Source organism: Salinicola sp. JS01 (assembly GCF_030284585.1).
Lineage (GTDB): Bacteria > Pseudomonadota > Gammaproteobacteria > Pseudomonadales > Halomonadaceae > Salinicola.
In genome coordinates, this window is the sequence record NZ_CP127244.1 from 340902 (window position 1) to 358503 (window position 17602).

General features: G+C 68.1%; 13 protein-coding genes. 2 read left to right on the top strand and 11 right to left on the bottom strand.

Annotated elements, in window-relative coordinates; translation table 11 throughout:
• Window positions 1–7: 7 nt before the first annotated feature.
• Both QO259_RS01760 and mltF read right to left on the bottom strand, forming a co-directional pair.
• A complete protein-coding gene (locus QO259_RS01760) occupies window positions 8–1966 on the bottom strand; it encodes a diguanylate cyclase domain-containing protein (protein WP_285951573.1) in 1959 nt (652 codons plus the stop codon).
• 57 nt (window positions 1967–2023) lie between these two features.
• Entirely contained in the window at window positions 2024–3490 is a 1467-nt protein-coding gene (gene mltF / locus QO259_RS01765; protein ID WP_207034262.1) for a membrane-bound lytic murein transglycosylase MltF, read from the bottom strand.
• Between the two features lie 265 nt (window positions 3491–3755).
• On the opposite strand from mltF, the gene purL reads away from it, so the two are divergent.
• Window positions 3756–7685, top strand: coding sequence for a phosphoribosylformylglycinamidine synthase (gene purL, locus QO259_RS01770; protein ID WP_285951574.1), 3930 nt, complete (start codon window positions 3756–3758; stop codon window positions 7683–7685).
• Between the two features lie 114 nt (window positions 7686–7799).
• Here the strand turns inward: purL and QO259_RS01775 are convergent, their stop codons facing one another.
• The 4 genes from QO259_RS01775 to QO259_RS01790 form a co-directional block, all read right to left on the bottom strand.
• The gene (locus tag QO259_RS01775; protein ID WP_035475858.1) at window positions 7800–8018 is read right to left on the bottom strand and encodes a DUF2835 family protein; all 219 of its coding nucleotides are present in this window, start codon (window positions 8016–8018) and stop codon (window positions 7800–7802) included.
• A gap of 86 nt (window positions 8019–8104) precedes the next feature.
• Complete coding sequence (gene msrQ, locus QO259_RS01780) at window positions 8105–8743, bottom strand: protein-methionine-sulfoxide reductase heme-binding subunit MsrQ (protein ID WP_285951575.1); 639 nt, start codon at window positions 8741–8743, stop codon at window positions 8105–8107.
• Window positions 8743–9762, bottom strand: a complete 1020-nt coding sequence (gene msrP / locus QO259_RS01785; protein WP_285951576.1) for a protein-methionine-sulfoxide reductase catalytic subunit MsrP — start codon at window positions 9760–9762, stop codon at window positions 8743–8745. Before msrP ends, msrQ begins: the two co-directional genes overlap by 1 nt.
• A gap of 119 nt (window positions 9763–9881) precedes the next feature.
• Entirely contained in the window at window positions 9882–11267 is a 1386-nt protein-coding gene (locus QO259_RS01790) for an SLC13 family permease (protein ID WP_285951577.1), read from the bottom strand.
• A gap of 255 nt (window positions 11268–11522) precedes the next feature.
• Between QO259_RS01790 and QO259_RS01795 the strand changes: the two genes are divergently transcribed.
• Window positions 11523–12332 (top strand): sugar phosphate isomerase/epimerase family protein, encoded by an 810-nt coding sequence (locus tag QO259_RS01795; RefSeq protein WP_285951578.1) that lies wholly within the window; start codon window positions 11523–11525, stop codon window positions 12330–12332.
• 36 nt (window positions 12333–12368) lie between these two features.
• On the opposite strand, the gene QO259_RS01800 is transcribed toward QO259_RS01795, so the two are convergent.
• The 5 genes from QO259_RS01800 to QO259_RS01820 all read right to left on the bottom strand — a co-directional run bounded on the left by QO259_RS01800 (window position 12369) and on the right by QO259_RS01820 (window position 17434).
• Window positions 12369–13319 (bottom strand): AEC family transporter, encoded by a 951-nt coding sequence (locus QO259_RS01800; protein ID WP_207034244.1) that lies wholly within the window; start codon window positions 13317–13319, stop codon window positions 12369–12371.
• Window positions 13320–13417: 98 nt separating this feature from the next.
• Entirely contained in the window at window positions 13418–14203 is a 786-nt protein-coding gene (locus tag QO259_RS01805) for an IclR family transcriptional regulator domain-containing protein (protein ID WP_285951579.1), read from the bottom strand.
• 117 nt (window positions 14204–14320) lie between these two features.
• A complete protein-coding gene (locus QO259_RS01810) occupies window positions 14321–15820 on the bottom strand; it encodes a tripartite tricarboxylate transporter permease (protein WP_285951580.1) in 1500 nt (499 codons plus the stop codon).
• Window positions 15821–15850: 30 nt separating this feature from the next.
• Window positions 15851–16321, bottom strand: coding sequence for a tripartite tricarboxylate transporter TctB family protein (locus QO259_RS01815; RefSeq protein ID WP_285951581.1), 471 nt, complete (start codon window positions 16319–16321; stop codon window positions 15851–15853).
• Window positions 16322–16435: 114 nt separating this feature from the next.
• The gene (locus QO259_RS01820; RefSeq protein ID WP_285951582.1) at window positions 16436–17434 is read right to left on the bottom strand and encodes a tripartite tricarboxylate transporter substrate binding protein; all 999 of its coding nucleotides are present in this window, start codon (window positions 17432–17434) and stop codon (window positions 16436–16438) included.
• Window positions 17435–17602 lie beyond the last annotated feature (168 nt).

Consider the following 17602-nt stretch of genomic DNA (forward strand, 5'->3'; position numbering starts at 1 on the left):
TGCCAATTCAGAGTACCAGTCCGTCCATCTCCACCCGGTCGCGGCCATTCTGCTTGGCCCGATAGAGCGACTCGTCGGCGGCCTGGAACAGCGCCTCGCGCTGCAGCGGGCCGCCGCTCGTCACGCTGACGCCGATGCTCAGGGTCACCGGCTGGCCGTCGGGCTGCACCAGTTCACTCGCGGCCAGCGCCTGACGCAGAGTCTCGGCCAGACGCTTGGCCTGCTGACGGTCGCAGTGGGGCACGCAGGCGACGAACTCCTCGCCGCCGTAGCGCGCGAAGATCCCCCCGGCGGCCTCGATCGTTGCGCGGCAGCTCTCGGCCAGGGTGGCCAGGTAGCGGTCCCCGGTGAGGTGGCCGAAATGATCGTTGATACGCTTGAAGTGATCCAGGTCGCAGATCATCAGCGCCAGCGGCAGTGCCTGCTGGTGCTCTTCCAGCCAGTTCATCAACTGGCGGCGGTTGGGCAGTTGGGTCAGCTCGTCGTGGCGCGCCAGCCATTCGATCTCGCCCTGCAGTCGCTCGCGCTGGGCGATTTCGTGGCGCAGCGAGTCGTTGGCCTGGCTGGCGAGGCGATGCTGCTGGGCCAGCCGGCGATAGACGTAGAGCACCATGTAGACCAGATAGGCGAGCACCAGGCCGAATACCAGCGTGATCTCCGGCACTCGATCGCGCTGGCGCAGCAGCAGATCGAGATCGGGCTGTACGCTGAGCGTCAGGGTGTCGGCGCCGATCCGCACCGGGCGCTGGTAGCGCCAGTCCGAGAGGTTGGCCAGCGGGCCGCCGTGGAAGTAGACCTGCTGGTGGTCGAGCAGCATGATCGCGCGGTCGCGGCTGTGGGTCTGGCGCAGCAGCGACCTGAGCAGGTTGTCGACACTGACCACCATACCCACCGCCCCCAGCAGCTCGCCATCGGCGCTATCGCGAACCGGCAGATAGCTGATCACACCGCGCCCGCCCTGCAGGAAGTCGATGATCCCGGTCTGCCCCTCGATGCCGTAGACCAGCGGCCGGTCGAGTACCGCATTGGTCTCGAGCTGGTGGCGGTAAAGATTGAGCCCGATCAGCGACAGATTGCCGCGCAGCGGATAGATGCGCAGCACCTTGCCGTCGCGATCGATGAAGGCGATGTTGCGAAAGTAACCGAAATCCTCGTAGTAAAGCTTGGCCTGGCGCGCCCACTCGTCGCTTGTGGGAATCTTCCCGAGCATGTCCCAGAAGCTGGCGAAACGGCGCATCGCCTTGAGGTGGGCCTCGGTTTCCGTGGCCAGCAGGGTGGCGATGCGATCACCGTCGTTGGCGACTTGGGCGAACAGCCGGTCATTGTCGTTCTGGCGCTGCTGCTGCCAGCCGAACAGCACGACCAGCATGATCGTGCCAGCGATCGCCAGCGGTGGCAGGATACGCTGCCAGTAGCGCAGCAACGGTGCTACCAGGCGCGCCAGCTGGCCGCCCCAGAGCAGCCACAGTGCCGCCAGTAGTTCAGGCGGCGCCCCGATCAGCGCGCTCGCGTGGGGCGGGGCGGGCAGCAGCGAACGCGCGCTCAACAGTGCCGTGCAGCCGGCGACGAGCAGTAGCAGGGCCGGCGAACCCAGCCCCAGCCGGCTGAGCAGCAGCAGGTTGAGCATCAGCGTGAACAGCGCGGCCAGCGCCAGCGGCGAGGGGCGCATCTGATAGAGCGGCCAGTTCCCCGGTAGGCGGTCGAGCCAGCTCTGCCAGGTGGCGGTGGCGATCCAGCTCTCGCTGAGCATGAAGCTGGCGATAATGCCGAGGGTCACCAGCGCGGTGGGGATCAGCAGCCAGCGGCTGAGCACGAGCCCGCTGCGCCAAGTGAGCCACTGGCCCAGCGCCAGTAGACCCAGCAGCGGTGCCAGTATCCAGTGTTGGGCGGGATCGCCCCCCGACCAGAGTGCCCAGGCGATAAGCGGTAGGCTCAGATAGAGCATCAGACGGGACACCAAGGGCATAGGCGATCAACGACTCCTAGAGACGCGGCCAGCGCGAGTGACCGGTCCTGCCAAGCGTTACATCAGCGGCGCGACGATCTCCAGCGGCGTCATGGTGTCGCTGTCCAGGGTGCGTTGACCCAACTGGTCGAATTGCTGCTGACTGCGATTGACGTACTTCAATATCTCGTAATAGCGGCGCACGTTACGCACGTAGATCACCGGCTCCCCGCCCCGAGCATACCCATGGTTGGCTTGCGAATACCACTCGCGCTGTTGCAGCAGCGGCAGTGCCTCGCGTACGTCGATCCAGCGGTCGGGATCGCCGCCGCGCTGGGCGGCGATGTCACGGGCATCGAAGAGGTGGCCAAGCCCCACGTTGTAGGCCGCCAGCGCCATCCAGGTGCGGTCGGGCTCGGGGATAGACGCGTCCAGCCGGTCGCGCACGTGGCGCAGGTAGCGCGCGCCGCCGTCGACGCTCTGACGCGGGTCGAGACGGTTGTCGATGCCGATTTCGTCGGCGGTGGGGCGAGTCAGCATCATCAGGCCACGGACCCCGGTGGGCGAAGTGGCTTCCGGCCGCCAGTGCGACTCCTGGTAGCCGAGTGCGGCGAGCAGGCGCCAGTCGAAACCGGTGTCCCGCGCGGCCTCCTTGAAGTAGGGCACGAAACGCGGCAGGCGGTTGCGGACATGGCGAATGAACAGGCGTGCGCCGACGTATTCGAGATAGTCGTCGTGGCCGAAGTAGCGTCCGATCAGCTCGTCGAGCTCGCCGCTACGGCGCTGTGCGGCGATGAAGCGGTTGGCCGCTTGCTGCAGCGCCAGCGGCTGGCTGGCGGAGAACGCCCAGGCCAGCGTCAGCGGCTTGCCCAGGGCGAAGCCCCGCTCGACGTTGGGGAAGAACAGCCGGTTGAGCTTGAACTGATGGGTATAGACCACCGCGGCGTCGAGGTCGTCGCGCTCGACCATCTCCAGCAGGTCGGCGATGGCCAGGTCGTCGGCCTCGCGCCAACCCAGACCGGGCAGATTCTGCTGCTGGGCGCGCAGCGCCGCGGCGTTGCCGGAGCCGGCGATCACCCCGATCCGCAGATCGAGCAGGTCATCGAGGGTGCGCACCGGCGGCAGCCCGCGGCGATAGACCACCAGTGGCTGCAGGGTCAGTATCGGCTGGCTGTAACGCAGCCCGCTGCGATGCTGATCGAGGGTCAGCGCGGCTGCGCCGAGATCGGCCTCGCCCCGGCGTACATCGTCGAGCACATCACTGATGCGGCTATCGTTCTTGACCGCCAGGCTGACACCCAGCGAATGGGCGAAGCGCCGTACCAGCTCGTACTCGAAGCCAGTGGGGCCGTGGCCGCCCTGATAAAAGGTGATCGGCCCATTGCGGGTGGCGACCTGCAGGAAGTCGCGCTGGCGGATCGGATCGAGTCCGTCACCCAGGCGTGGCAGCGGCTCGGCGGGACACAAGAGAGTGGCCAGTGCCAGCAGTACCGTCAACGCAGCGCGCGGGCGCTTTGAGAGCAGGCGCTTCGAGAGATGGAGCATGCGGAGGGATCGGTCACGGCGTGACGCCACACCATAGCCGCCTGCGGCGTCGATGTCATCTCCTGGCGGAGACTTCGGCGGGCGCTAATCAAGAGGCTTGCCACGCTGTGTGCGCTTTGGGCGTCGCCCGCGGCGCGGGCTTAGCGAGCGGCGCCGCTTTCCAGTATCATGGCGCCCTGATTCGGCCGCGCTGCCCCGATTCGCCCGATCGATCCGCGCTCAGACAGCCACGCGATCCCTGACCGTCCTGGAGGCTTTCCTCGCCATGCTCGAATTGCAAGGCGCTCCCGCGCTATCTGCATTCCGTCACGCCAAGCTGCTCGCCGACCTGCGCGATGCGGTGCCCGAAGTCGAGACCCTCGAAGCCCACTACGTCCACTTCGTCGACCATCGCGGCGATCTCGACGCCGCCGCCCGCGAGACCCTCGAGCGGCTGCTCGACTATGGCCATGACACGCTGACGGATCGCGCCACGCCGGCGGGCAACGACGCCGCGGCCCACGGCCATCGCTTCCTGGTGGTGCCGCGGATCGGCACCATCTCGCCGTGGTCGTCCAAGGCTACCGATATCGCGCACAACTGCGGTCTGACCCAGGTCGCCCGTCTCGAGCGGGGTATCGACTATCGCGTGACCTTCCGCCAGGCGCCCCAGGCCGAGGCCTTTGCCGCTCTGGTGGCGTGTCTGCACGACCGCATGACCGAGAGCGTGCTGCAGGATGCCAGCGATGCCGCCAAGCTGTTCTCGCAGCAGGCACCGGTGCCGCTGGCCACGGTCGACGTGATCGGCGGCGGGCGCCCGGCGCTGGCCGCCGCCAACGGCGAGCTGGGGCTGGCCCTGGCCGACGACGAGATCGACTATCTGGTCACGGCCTTCGGCGAGCTCGGGCGCAACCCGACTGACGTCGAACTGATGATGTTCGCCCAGGCCAACTCCGAGCACTGCCGCCACAAGATCTTCAACGCCGACTGGGTGATCGACGGCGAGGCGCAGAGCCACTCGCTGTTCAAGATGATCAAGAACACCTTCGAGCAGTCCAGCGACAAGGTGCTCTCGGCCTACAGCGACAATGCCGCCATCATCGAGGGCAGCCGCGCCGGGCGCTTCTTCCCCGCGCCCGAGACCCAGGTCTACGCCGCGACCCAGGAGCCGATCCACATTCTGATGAAGGTGGAGACCCACAATCACCCCACCGCGATCGCCCCGCACCCGGGCGCGGCCACCGGTGCCGGCGGCGAGATCCGCGACGAGGGCGCCACCGGCCGCGGCGGCAAGCCCAAGGCGGGGCTGACCGGCTTCACCGTCTCCAACTTGCGTATCCCCGAGTTCGTGCAGCCGTGGGAAGCCTTCGACTACGGCAAGCCCGAGCGCATCCAATCGGCGCTCGACATCATGCTCGAGGGGCCGATCGGCGGCGCGGCGTTCAACAACGAGTTCGGCCGCCCCAACCTCAACGGCTTCTTCCGTACCTTCGAGCTCGACGCCGTGGGTGCGGCGGGTATCGAACGCCGCGGCTACCACAAGCCGGTGATGCTGGCCGGCGGCTACGGCAACGTGCGTGACGCCCACGTGCTCAAGGGCGAGATCCCTGTCGGTGCCAAGCTGATCGTGATGGGCGGGCCGGCGATGCTGATCGGCCTCGGCGGCGGTGCGGCGTCGTCGATGGCCTCGGGGTCTTCCAGCGAGGATCTCGACTTCGCCTCGGTGCAGCGCGACAACCCCGAGATCGAGCGCCGCGCCCAGGAAGTGATCGACCGCTGCTGGGCGCTGGATGATGCCAACCCCATCGCCTTCATCCACGACGTCGGCGCCGGCGGGCTCTCCAATGCGCTGCCGGAGCTGGTCAAGGATGGCGGCCGCGGCGGGCTGTTCGATCTGCGCGCGGTGCCCAACGCCGAGCCAGGCATGAGCCCGCTGGAGATCTGGTGCAACGAAGCCCAGGAGCGCTATGTGCTGGCGGTGACGCCGGAGCAGCTCGCGGTGTTCGATGCCATCTGCCAGCGTGAGCGCTGCCCCTACGCGGTGGTCGGCGAGGCCATCGAGGCGCACCATCTGAGCGTGCGCGACGGCCAGTTCGAGGCCGACCCGGTGGATCTGCCGATGAGCGTGCTGTTCGGCAAGCCGCCCAAGATGCAGCGCAGCTTCGAGCGTCACACGCTCAACCTGCCCGGCCTGGGGCTAGACAATCTCGACCTGCGCGAAGCGCTGGACCGGGTGCTGCGGCTGCCCACGGTGGCCTCGAAGAGCTTTCTGATCACCATCGGCGATCGCTCGATCACCGGCCTGGTGGCGCGCGACCAGATGGTCGGGCCGTGGCAGGTGCCGGTGGCCGACTGCGCGGTCACCACCGCCAGCTTCGACACCCACGCGGGTGAGGCGATGGCCACCGGCGAGCGCCCGCCGGTGGCGCTGATCGATCCGGCGGCGAGCGCCCGTCTGGCGGTGGCCGAGACCATCACCAACCTGGCGGCGGCGCCGATCGCTGCGCTCTCCGACGTCAAGCTCTCGGCCAACTGGATGAGCGCCGCCGACCATGTCGGCGAGAACCAGGCGCTCTACGATGCCGTGCATGCCGTGGGTATGGAGCTGTGCCCGGCCCTGGGCATCGCCGTGCCGGTGGGCAAGGACTCGATGTCGATGCGCACCGCCTGGCAGGCCGATGACGAAGACAAGAGCGTCACCGCGCCGCTGACGCTGGATATCACCGGTTTCGCCCCGGTCACCGATGCGCTGGCGACGCTGACCCCGCAGCTGCGGCTCGATCAGGACGAGAGCGATCTGATCCTGATCGATCTGGGGCGTGGCCAGAACCGCCTCGGCGGCTCGGCGCTGGCCCAGGTCTACGGCCAGGTCGGCAACGTCTGCCCGGATCTCGACGAGGCCGAGGATCTGGTGGCGTTCTTCAACGTCATCCAGGGCCTCAACGCCGACGGCAAGCTGCTGGCCTATCACGACCGCAGCGACGGCGGGCTGATCGTGACCCTGCTGGAGATGGCCTTCGCCGGCCACGGCGGGCTGGAGATCAAGCTCGACTGGCTCACCGACGACGCGGTGGGCGCGGTGGATGCGCTGTTCGCCGAGGAGCTGGGGGCGGTGATCCAGGTCAATCGCCGCGATACCGAGTTCGTGCTGGCGCAGTTCGCCGCTGCGGGTATCGACACCTGCGGCGTGATCGCGCGCCCGCGCTACGACGATCAGGTGCGTATCACGCTGTTCGAAGAGCCGCTGCTCGAGACCACCCGGGCCATGGCCCAGCGTACCTGGGCGGAGACCAGCTACCGCCTGCAGGCGCTGCGCGACAACCCGGAGAGCGCCAAGAGCGAGTTCGACGGCCTGCTCAACCTGCGCGATCCGGGGCTCTCCGCCAACCCCACCTTCGACGTCGACGACGATGTCGCCGCGCCCTTCATCAACCAGGGCGTGCGCCCGCGGGTCGCCATCCTGCGCGAACAGGGGGTCAACGGCCACGTCGAGATGGCGGCGGCCTTCGACCGCGCCGGCTTCGAGGCGGTCGACGTGCACATGAGCGACATCCTCGCCGGGCGCATTACCCTCGACGAGATGAAGGGGCTGGTCGGCTGTGGCGGCTTCTCCTACGGCGACGTGCTCGGCGCCGGCGGCGGCTGGGCCAAGTCGGCGCTCTACAACCCGCGGGCGCATGATCAGTTCGCCGCCTTCTTCGCCCGCGAGGACACCTTCGGGCTCGGCGTGTGCAACGGCTGCCAGATGTTCTCGCAGCTCAAGGAGCTGATCCCCGGGGCCGAGCGCTGGCCGCGCTTCGTGCGCAATCACTCCGAGCAGTTCGAGGCGCGGGTGTCGATGGTCAAGGTCGAGCAGACCCCCTCGATCCTGTTCGCCGGCATGGCCGGGTCGACCCTGCCGGTGGCGGTGGCCCACGGCGAAGGCCGGGCGCTGTTCGCCGACAGCAGCCATCTGCGCGGCATGCAGGGCAGCGGTCAGATCGCGCTGCGCTACGTCGACAACGACGGCCAGGTGACCACCCGCTACCCGGCCAACCCCAACGGCTCGCCCTCCGGGGTGACCGGGCTGACCACGCCGGACGGGCGCGTCACCATCATGATGCCCCACCCGGAGCGGGTCGCGCGTGCGGTCACCAACTCCTGGCGGCCGGCCGAGTGGACCCAGGACGGCGCCTGGATGCGGCTGTTCCGCAATGCGCGGGTGTGGGTGGGCTAACCCACACGCCCGCGTCGCGCTCGACGCGAAAAAGCCGGCTTGCCCTCAGGGCAGGCCGGCTTTTTTGTGCGCTTCATTCGGCGACCGGAGCCCGCCAGTGCGAGAGCGGTACGATTAGAGCGGCACGATGGTGGTGAAACGCCCATGGCCATCGAAATACAGTCGAAAGTGGCCGTGCACGCCGTCGTGGCTCACCAGGCGATGCAGGGCGCGGGCAGGAAAGCGCACCCGCCGCCCGTCGAGGGTGTAGGTCTGGATGCTCTCCACCGCGCCGGCGTAGTAGCTTCGGCACTGATCGAGGCTGAGAGAGAGCGTGATATCGACGCTGGGCATGGGGTGTCCGGGGATCTGACGAGCGGCCAGGACGCAGCGTGCCTCAAGCGCGGCCGCCGGGCAATGCCGTGCCGGCGGACGGTGGCTCAGCCAGGCTGGCGATGCTTGCGCTTCACCTGCTGGCGCAGCCTGGGCAGCTGGCGCGCCACCGGCGGCAGGCGCAGCAGCATCAGGCCGGCGCCGATCGCGGCGTACAGACTCCACTCGCCAAGATCGGCACGCACCACCCAGAAGAAGTGCAGCAGGCCCAGCGCCAGCACCAAGTAGACGACCTTGTGCAGTGTCTTCCAGCGCTTGCCGAGCCTGCGCATCGAGGCGCGGTTGGAGGTCACCCCCATCGCCACCAGGCCAAGCAGCGCCAGCATACCGACGATGATATAGGGGCGGCGGACGATCTCGCTGCCCAGCCGGCTGAGGTCGAGGCCGAGAATGAACAGCGCATAGCAGAGCAGGTGAGCCACCGCGTAGGCCAGGGTCCACAGCCCCAGCTGGCGCCGGATCAGGGTAAAGCCCTTCCAGCGGGTGAGCTTGCCGAGCGGGGTCAGGCTCAGGGTGGCGAACAGCATCCACAGCGTGCCCTGGCCGATATTGAGCAGCAGGTAGCGCCCGGGCTCGGGGCCGGCGGCATTGAGCGCGACCTGATAGCTCCAGTAGAGCAGCGGCGCCAGGGCCAGGCAGAAGACTGCGACGCGCCACAGCGTCAGCGTAGAGCGCGATGAGGCCATCAGAACTGCTTCCTCAGGTCCATGCCGCTATACAGACTCGCCACCTGATCGGCGTAGCCGTTGAACATCCGGGTATCGATGATGTTGGGGTTGAACAGGCTATTGGGCAGGCGCCGTTCGGTGGCCTGGCTCCAGCGCGGGTGGTCGACCTGGGGATTGACGTTGGCATAGAAGCCGTACTCGTCGGGGGCGATCGCCTGCCACGAGTTGACCGGCTGCTCGCTCACCAGTGAGATGCGCACGATCGACTTGATGCTCTTGAAGCCGTACTTCCAGGGCACCACCAGGCGCAGCGGGGCGCCGTTCTGGTTGGGCAGCTCGCGACCGTACATACCGACACCGAGCAGCGTCAGCGGATGCATCGCCTCGTCCAGACGCAGCCCCTCGGTGTAGGGCCAGTCGATCAGCGCGAAGGCGGAGTCCTGCCCCGGCATCTCCTGGGGCCGCACCAGGGTCTCGAAGCGCACGTACTTGGCCTTGGCGGTGGGCTTGGCGCGGGCGATCACGTCGCCCAGCGGAATTCCCAGCCACGGGATCACCATCGACCACGCCTCGACGCAGCGCAGGCGATAGATGCGCTCTTCGAGTCGCGACGGGGTGATCAGGTCCTCCAGCGCCACGCGCCCGCCGTTGTCGACCTCGCCGTCGATCACCACGCTCCACGGCTGAGTGGTGAGCGAGCCGGCGCGCTTCGACGGGTCGCCCTTGCCGGTGCCGAACTCGTAGAAGTTGTTGTAGGTCGAGGCGTCCTGGTAGGGCGTGAGCTTGTCCAGCTTGGGGTCCTGGGGCACCACCGCATCCCATTTGGCGCGCTCGATCTCGCTGGCGAGCCAGGCGGGCGGGTCACCGGCAGGCACGTCGGCGTAGTCCGCGGGCGCGGCCAGCGCGCGCCCAGAGAGCGCCAGGCCCGCGCCGACCCCGGCCAGGCCGCCGAGAAAGCGCCTGCGCGACAGGTAGACCGACTCGGGGGTGACGTCCGACTCGCGCAGGTCGCCGGGGCGGGTAATCTTGATCAGCATCGCGGGTTCTCCCTGTTCTGGCGCATCACTCGCGCTGGCCGGCCGTTCGCCGAGCCTCGAAAGCGCTTACGCAGGCTGGCGGCGCCTGGATGCAGCCGCGTGCAGTTGGGTCAGTGCCGTCAGAAAGCGCCCAGCCACCGCCACCAAAGATAGTCCAGCGGCCACAGCAGCACGACGGTGATCAGCGCCAGCGGCAGCGTGACGCGGATGGCGTGGCGCAGATTCACCCGGGCGGCGAGCAGACCGACGATCAGCGGCGGCGACTGATACGGCAGCACGATGGTCGAGAAGCCGAGTACCTGGATCATCACCGCCGCCTGGGGCGACCAGCCGGTGACCTCGGCCAGCTGCGGTGTCAGCGGGGTCATCACCGCGGGAATGCCCGGCAGCGTCGCCAGCATCCCCAGCAGCGTGGTGAGACCGGCAAGCCAGCCGAAGTTGCCGGCATCCGCGCCGGGAGCCAGCGGCAGCACGTCCAGCAGGTAGCCGGCGAGCGCGGCGCCGACGCCGCTGGCGTGGGCCAGGGCGCCGAGACTGACGATCCCGGCGACATACAGAAACGGTTCCAGGTTCATCTGCGCCAGCGGCTTGGGTGGCAGCAGGCCGCTACCGGGGTAGAGGCATACCAGCGCTACCAGCATGCCGATCCAGGCCGGCGAGATACCGTGCCAGGCGTCGGTCATCCACATCACCACGGCGAACGCCAGCAGCCCCATCATGATCAGATTGGGGCGCCCCTCGGGGGCTGTCGCGGGTGCCGATGACGCCTGATGCGGGCCCGGTGCGGCGGCGGGGAACAGGCGCAGGATCAATCCCATCAGCAGTAGCCACTTGAGCAGGCCCAGCACCGGGAAGTGGAGCAGGAAGTAGTGCCCGTAGCTGGGCGAGAAGCCGAGTACCGCCTCGCTGGTGCCCATCAGCACGTTGTTGGGCACATTGGCCGGGAGGATGGCGAAGGCGGGTAGAAAGCTCGACATGATGCCGCTGAGCAGAAAGCCGCTGCGTGCCGGATCACCGGGCGCATAGCCCAGGCGCTCGACCAGGGTCAGCATGATCGGCGTCAGCAGCAGGATGCGCCCCATCGAGGAGGGCATCACGAACGACGCCAGCAGTGCGGCGAGACCGATACCGAACACCGCCTGCGGATAGCCCGAAGCCAGATAGGGGCCGAGCCGCAGGGCCGCGCGCTCGCCCAGCCCGGTGTGATTGATCGCCGCACCGATCACCATGCCCGAGAACACCAGCCAGGTCGCCGCCGACTCGAAACCGGAGAAGGCCACCGCCGCGGGGGCGACCTTGGCCGCCATGCACAGGGTGAAGAACACCAGCGCGGTGAGCCACTGCGGCAGCCAGCCGGTGGCCCACAGGCCGATCCCCAAGCCCACCACCATGGCCGCCCGGGTCAGCGGCGCCAGCCCCGCGCCCAGCAGCAGCGCGAAGATGGCGACAACGGCGAGTGCGGCGACGGCGTGACGCCACGCCAGCGACGGACGAGCAGGGGACATGCGGGGCTCCTGGGCAGTACGGACACGAGGCGGCGGGCAGTATATCAGCCCCCAGCGTATGAACCGTGCTCACCTCCACGCCAACTTCCGCGCCCACTCTTGCGCCGACCTCCGCGCTTGCCTCTGCGCCCACCTCCGCGCCCACTCTTGCGCCCACCTCCGCGCTAGCGGCTACGCTGATAGCCTGGGTGCCGGCGGTGTCACTGTTGGAGGCCCTGCGTAATACTGGAAATCGCTGTCACGGGAGGAGAGTGCATGCGCGCCATGGCCACGCTGTGTCTGAGCGGCGAGCTGATGAATCGGCTGGAGGCGATCGCTCGGGCGGGTTTCGGCGGCGTCGAGATCTTCGTCGACGATCTGCAGCGCGACACCCACAGCGCGCGGCGGATCGGCGAGCACTGCCGCGATCTCGGGCTCACGGTGGTCGCCCTGCAGCCGTTCCGCGACGCCGAAGGGCTCAGCGGAGAGGCGCACCGGCGCATGCTCGAACGCGCCGAGCGCCACTTCGACACGCTTGCCGACCTGGGTGGCACGCAGCTGCTGGCGGCCAGCACCACCCTGGCCGAGGCGCGCCCCGAGCTGACGGCGGCGGCCGATAGCCTGGGCGATCTGGCCGAACGGGCGGCCACCCGCGGCATGAACGTCGCCTACGAGGCGCTGTGCTGGGGGCGACATGTCAACGACTACCGCCAGGCGTGGGAGGTGGTGAAACTGGCCGATCATCCGGCGCTGGCGCTGGTGCTCGACAGCTACCACGTGCTGGCCCCGGGGCTGGCGCTGGAGACCCTGGCCGAGCTGCCGGCATCGCGGATCGGGCTGGTGCAGCTGGCCGACGCGCCGGCGCCGCTGCGCGAGGACCTGCAGACGGTGAGCCGCCACCGGCGCGCCTTCCCCGGGGAGGGTGAGCTCGAGGTGGAGCGTTTCATCGCCGCGCTGGCGCGCACCGGCTATGCCGGGCCGATCTCGCTGGAGGTGTTCAGTGACGTGCTCGGGGTGATGCCCACCGGGATGACCGCGCTGGCCGGCTGGGAGCGGCTCGACCGTGCGCTGCAGGCAGCCGGCTGAGTGCAGTCGGTATCGTTACATTGCGAGCGGTACGTTTCAGGCCGTGCCGAGTAGCCACTGATGCGACAGCCAGATGCCCAGCGCCAGGGTCAGGGCGGAGAGCAGCGTGGCCATCACCATCGCTGCGGTGCCCATCTCGGCAAAGCCGTAGCGCTGCCCCAGCAATGGATACATCGACAGCATCGGCGCGCAGGCGAAGACGATCGCGGCGGTGGCCAGCACTGGATCGAGCCCCGGTATCAGCAGCACCATCAGCACCACGCACAGCGGGTGCAGGGTCAGCTTGGCCAGGGCGAGACGCGTCACCCGCTTGACCATGCCGCGCACGCGCAGCCCGCAGAGGGTGCCACCGATCACGAACAGCGCCACCGGCGACGATGACGCCGCGAGCATCTCCAGCACCCGCGCCAACGGTGCCGGCGGGTGCAGATCGAGCGCCGCGAGCAGGCTGCCGGCGGCGATGGCCAGAATCAGCGGATGGCGCAGAACGCGCAGGGCCACCGGGCGGACGGTCGCCCACAGGCTGCCCCGATTCTGGCTCGCAAATTCCGCCAGCACCAGCGCGGTAGGGATCACCAGCAGGTTCTCGATCAGCATGTTCAGCGCCAGGGCGATACCCGCGCTGGGGCCGACCACCAGCACCGCCACCGGATAGCCGATGAAGCCGCTGTTGGAGGCCGAGGTGCCGAGTGCGTACATCGCCCGGCGCGCCAGCGGCGCGTTGCCGCGCAGTGTCACCAGGGCGAAGGTGAGGGCGAAGGCGAGCCCCGAGCCCAGTCCGTAGACGAGCAGATAGGGAACGTTGAAGACCTCGCCCAGCGGGCGCTGCAGCAGCGCCTGGATCACCAGCGCGGGCAGCGCGATGTTGATCACGTAGCGGCCCATGCCCTGGATATGTGCCTTGTCGACGACCCGCTTGAGCACGGCCAGATAGCCGATCGCGAGCAGGATGAAGATGGGCACGATGGCGCCGAAGATGGTGCTCAAGGCGAGGACTCGGTCATGGAGAGTGGATCACATTTTAGACTTAGGTCTAATAGCATGATCCGGCGCGGCGTCGGGGGCAAGTGTGATCGGCGCCGGGGTCAGTTGACCTGCGATGCGATCTGCGCCGCCTTCTCCCGCAGCAGCGGCAGAAAGCGCTCGGTGAGCGTGGCGAGCTCGACGCGCGCCGCGTTGGTGCTGACGTTGAGTGCGCCGATCAGTTCGCCGTGGGCGTCGAAGGCGGGGATTGCCAGCGAGCGCAGGCCGGAGTCCAGCTCCTGGTCGACCACGCAGTAGCCCTGCTCGCGGACCTGCGCCAGGCAATCGCGCAGCGCCGCGGTGTCGGTCAGGCTGTGCTCGGTATGGCGCTGGAGATCGACCCGCGCCAGGAAGGCGTCGCGCTCTGCCGCCGGCAACTGGGCCAGCAGCACCCGCCCCATCGAGGTGTAGGCCGCCGGCAGCCGCGTACCCACCGCCAGTGAGATCGACATCAGCCGGTGCGGCGCCGCCGAGCGCGCCACGTAGGTCACGTCGTCACCATCGAGCACGCCCATCGACGACGACTCGCCGGTGGCCTCGGTGATCGCCTCCAGATGCTGCTGGATCACCGTGCGATAGCCGTTGGAGGAGAGAAAGGCGTAGCCCAGCTGCAGTGCCTTGGGCGCCAGCTCGAAGGTACGCTGCTGCTTGCGCACATAGCCCAGCGCGTGGAGCGTGAGCAGAAAGCGCCGTGCGCGGGCGCGGTTCATGCCGGTCTTGGCGGCGACCTCGCTCAGCGTCATGCGCGGGGTGCGCTGGTCGAAGGCGAGAATCACCTCGAGCCCGCTGGCCAGGGCGGTCACGAAGTCGCGATCCTCAGGGGTGAGCGTCTCGTCCTTGGAGTCCATGCCGATCTCTTCCTTTATTCGCGAGGCGGTGTCCACGACCCCATCTTACGCAAGGTTCGGTTGGCGAACATCCGTTCAGCACGCTGACACCTTTCTCCTCTAACCTGTCGCGTCTCGTCAGGCGGTCTTCTCTCGGCGCAGCAAACGCTTGAGCGGCGAGTGGCCGAGCAGCAGAAAGAGCACCGCCAGGGTCAGCACCAGTGACAGCGGGTGGGTGAACAGCCCGCTGACGAAGGCGGCGCTGTTGTTGCCCACCGAGGCCATCGCCTGGCGATAGGAGGTGTCCATCAGCGGACCCAGGATCACGCCCAGGATCACCGGCCCCATCTGGAAGCGGTACACCTTCATGAAGTAGCCCAGCAGGCCGAAGCCGAGCATCCAGTAGACCTCGGTCATGCTGCCGTTGAGCGAGTAGGTGCCGACCACGCAGAGCACCAGGATCAGCGGGATCAGGATCGCCTTGGGCAGCTCCACCACCTTGGCGAAGAGCTTGATGCCGGTGAGCCCGAACAGCAGCAGGAACAGATTGGCCAGCACCAGATTGCCCACGGTGAACCAGAAGATGTAAGGCGTCTCGATCATCAGCATCGGGCCGGGGTTGAGACCGTGGATGGTCAGCGCCCCGATGATGATGGCGGTCACCGCGTCGCCGGGCATGCCCAGCGTCAGCATGGGGACATAGGCCCCGCCCACGGCGGCATTGTTGGCGGTCTCCGGGGCCACCAGTCCCTCGTAGGCACCCTCGCCGAACGGCTTGCTCGGCTTCTTCACCGTGCGCTTGGCGTGGTCGTAGGCGAACAGCGAGGCGATATCGCCGCCGGTGCCGGGCAGGGCGCCGACGATCACCCCGATCAGCGAGGTGCGGATCGACAGCGGCAGAAACTTCAGCACCAGACTCAGCGACGGCAGGATCTTGTCCACCTTCTGGCGCACCGGCGTGGCGTCGAGCTGGTGCAGCTGGAAGAACGCCTCGGCGACCCCGAACATGCCGATCATCACCACCACGTAGTGGATACCGCCCATCAGCTGCATGCTGCCCAGGGTGAAGCGCGGGTCGGCGGTCACCGGGTCGAGCCCGACCAGGCCGATCACCGCGCCCAGGGCGGCGGCGAAGATCCCGCGGGAGAGCGATTCGGCTGCCAGGCTGCCGACCAGCAGCAGGCCCAACGCAGCGATCAGGAAGTAGTCGCGCGGGGCGAACTCGAGGGCCATGTCGGCGAGAAAGGGGGCGACGCTGGCCAGCACCAGGGTGCCGAGCAACCCGCCGATCACCGACATCACCGTGCTCAGGCCGATGGCGCGCCCGGCTTCGCCCTGCTGGGCCAGCGGGTAGCCGTCGAAGGCGGTGGCCACCGACGAGGGCGCCCCGGGAATGTTGAGCAGAATTGCGGTACGCGAACCGCCGTAGACGCCGCCGGTGTAGATGCCGACGATCAGCGCCAGGGCGTCGTTGACGTCCCAGGAAAAGGTGAAGGAGATCAAAATCGACGTCGCCATGGTGACCGAGAGACCGGGAATGGCGCCGACGTAGATACCGGCCAGGGTGCCCGCCGCGGTCAGCATCAGCAGCGACGGGTCGAGCCACGACATCAGGAAGAAGGAGAGGGTGTCACCCATGGGAAACCTCGTTGGCGAAACGCTGGCGGCTCAGGGGAGATAGACCTGGAATAGCAATGTGAACAGCGCATAGATCACCGCGGTGATCAGCACGGTGACGAGCACGGCGCTAATCCAGTGGCCGCGCCGCAGGCAGAGCTGGGCGATGAGCAGGAACAGCGCCGTGGCGGTGATGAAGCCCAGCGCCGGCAGCGCCAGCAGATAGCCCACGGCGAGCAGCGAGAACAGCACCACCGGCAGCGGGAAGTGGGTGGCGAGGAACTGACGCAGCTCGCCGAAGGCACCGCCGGCCGCGGGGCGCGAGTGGTGGCGCTGGCCGAGCAGTATCGAGAGCATGGTGACGATCATGATCGCCCCCAGCAGCAGCGGAAAGGCGCCCGCCGAGTTGGGCAGCTCGAAGCCCGAGATGCGGTAGGCCTCGTAGAACACGCCGCCACTGAGCAGTAGCAGCAACAGGTTGAAGGCGCGCTCGCCGGCCTTCAGTGAAGGGGGATGAGACATGCGACACTCCGGGGCGGCGGCGCCTGGCGCCGCCGGGGATCAACGGGAGGCCGCGCCGTGCCGGTGGCGGACCGGACGGCGCGGCGCGCGTGGTGCATGGAAACGCGCGGCGTGTCAGGGCTTGGGAATGCCCACGCTCTCCGGCGAGACCTTGGCCGAGCCGGCCTTCTCCAGCGCCCAGGCGGTCACCGACTGCCAGCGTTTCAGGAACTGCTCGGCCTCTTCACCGCGCAGGTTGAGCGACTTGGCGCTGTTGTCGGAGAGGAAGCGCTGGAACTGCTCGTTGGCCACCCCCTTGGCGTAGGCGTCGCTCAGGGTATCGACGATCGCGTCGGGCGTATCCTTGCGCACCGCCACCGCCCAGAACGGCCCCCACGGCAGATAGGAGGCGATGTCGGGCAGCGCCTGGGTGATCGGCGGGATGTTAGGCAGGCTCTCGACCGGCTCGCGGGTGAACACCGCCAGCCCCTTGAGCCGGCCGGCCTTGATCTGCTCCTTGGCCGCAGCGAGGCTCAGCGGCATGAAGTCGATATGATCGCCGAGCATGGCGGTGATGCCGGGGCCGTCGCCGCCGAAGGTGACGCTGCGCACCTCGAGGCTGTCGACCGCATTGATCATCGCCAGCAGCGTGCTGGGCAGGCCGCCGGCTCCGGTGTCACCCATGCGCAGCTCGTCCGGATGCTGATGGGCGTAGTCGAGCAGGTCCTGGAAACTGTCGAACGGGCTGTCGGCGGGAGCCGCGATCACCACCAGGCCCTGGGCGATGACGTTGATCGGCTGCATGTCGGCGTAGGTGAAGTCGGCCAGGCCCATGATCGGATAGAGCTGCGGGTTCTCGGCGCCGTAGAGCACGGTGTAGCCGTCGGGGCGTTTGTGCATCACCTCGTTCATGCCGATCACGCCGGTACCGCCGGGGCGGTTGTTGAGGATGATCTTGGTGCCCAGCACCTCTTCCACGTGCGGGGTCAGGCTGCGGGCCACGTTGTCCGTGGCGCCGCCGGCGCCCCACTGGATGATGCCCTGGATGTTGTGCTCGGGGTAGTCCGCCGCGGCCAGCGAGGTTGCCGTCAGTCCAGTGGCCAGGGCCAGCGCCGTGAGGGTGTGCTTGAGCATGGAAGAAGCCTTTTGGATATTGTCTTGGGTGTGTCAGCGTACGGTGGTTCGTTAGGGGTTGTACGAAGCGAGTGCGGTGCTCGGTGGACCCGCCGGGGGGCGATTATGCCTGAAAGCCGCGGCTTTCGGGTGGCCGGGTTATCATGATCCTTCGTCTACCACTTCTCG

Excerpts from the sequence above, each read along its gene's own strand:
- QO259_RS01760 (WP_285951573.1), bottom strand. The coding sequence starts at position 1,966 with ATGCCCTTGGTGTCCCGTCTGATGCTCTATCTGAGCCTACCGCTTATC.
- mltF (WP_207034262.1), bottom strand. The coding sequence starts at position 3,490 with ATGCTCCATCTCTCGAAGCGCCTGCTCTCAAAGCGCCCGCGCGCTGCG.
- purL (WP_285951574.1), top strand. The coding sequence starts at position 3,756 with ATGCTCGAATTGCAAGGCGCTCCCGCGCTATCTGCATTCCGTCACGCC.
- QO259_RS01775 (WP_035475858.1), bottom strand. The coding sequence starts at position 8,018 with ATGCCCAGCGTCGATATCACGCTCTCTCTCAGCCTCGATCAGTGCCGA.
- msrQ (WP_285951575.1), bottom strand. The coding sequence starts at position 8,743 with ATGGCCTCATCGCGCTCTACGCTGACGCTGTGGCGCGTCGCAGTCTTC.
- msrP (WP_285951576.1), bottom strand. The coding sequence starts at position 9,762 with ATGCTGATCAAGATTACCCGCCCCGGCGACCTGCGCGAGTCGGACGTC.
- QO259_RS01790 (WP_285951577.1), bottom strand. The coding sequence starts at position 11,267 with ATGTCCCCTGCTCGTCCGTCGCTGGCGTGGCGTCACGCCGTCGCCGCA.
- QO259_RS01795 (WP_285951578.1), top strand. The coding sequence starts at position 11,523 with ATGCGCGCCATGGCCACGCTGTGTCTGAGCGGCGAGCTGATGAATCGG.
- QO259_RS01805 (WP_285951579.1), bottom strand. The coding sequence starts at position 14,203 with ATGGACTCCAAGGACGAGACGCTCACCCCTGAGGATCGCGACTTCGTG.
- QO259_RS01810 (WP_285951580.1), bottom strand. The coding sequence starts at position 15,820 with ATGGGTGACACCCTCTCCTTCTTCCTGATGTCGTGGCTCGACCCGTCG.
- QO259_RS01815 (WP_285951581.1), bottom strand. The coding sequence starts at position 16,321 with ATGTCTCATCCCCCTTCACTGAAGGCCGGCGAGCGCGCCTTCAACCTG.
- QO259_RS01820 (WP_285951582.1), bottom strand. The coding sequence starts at position 17,434 with ATGCTCAAGCACACCCTCACGGCGCTGGCCCTGGCCACTGGACTGACG.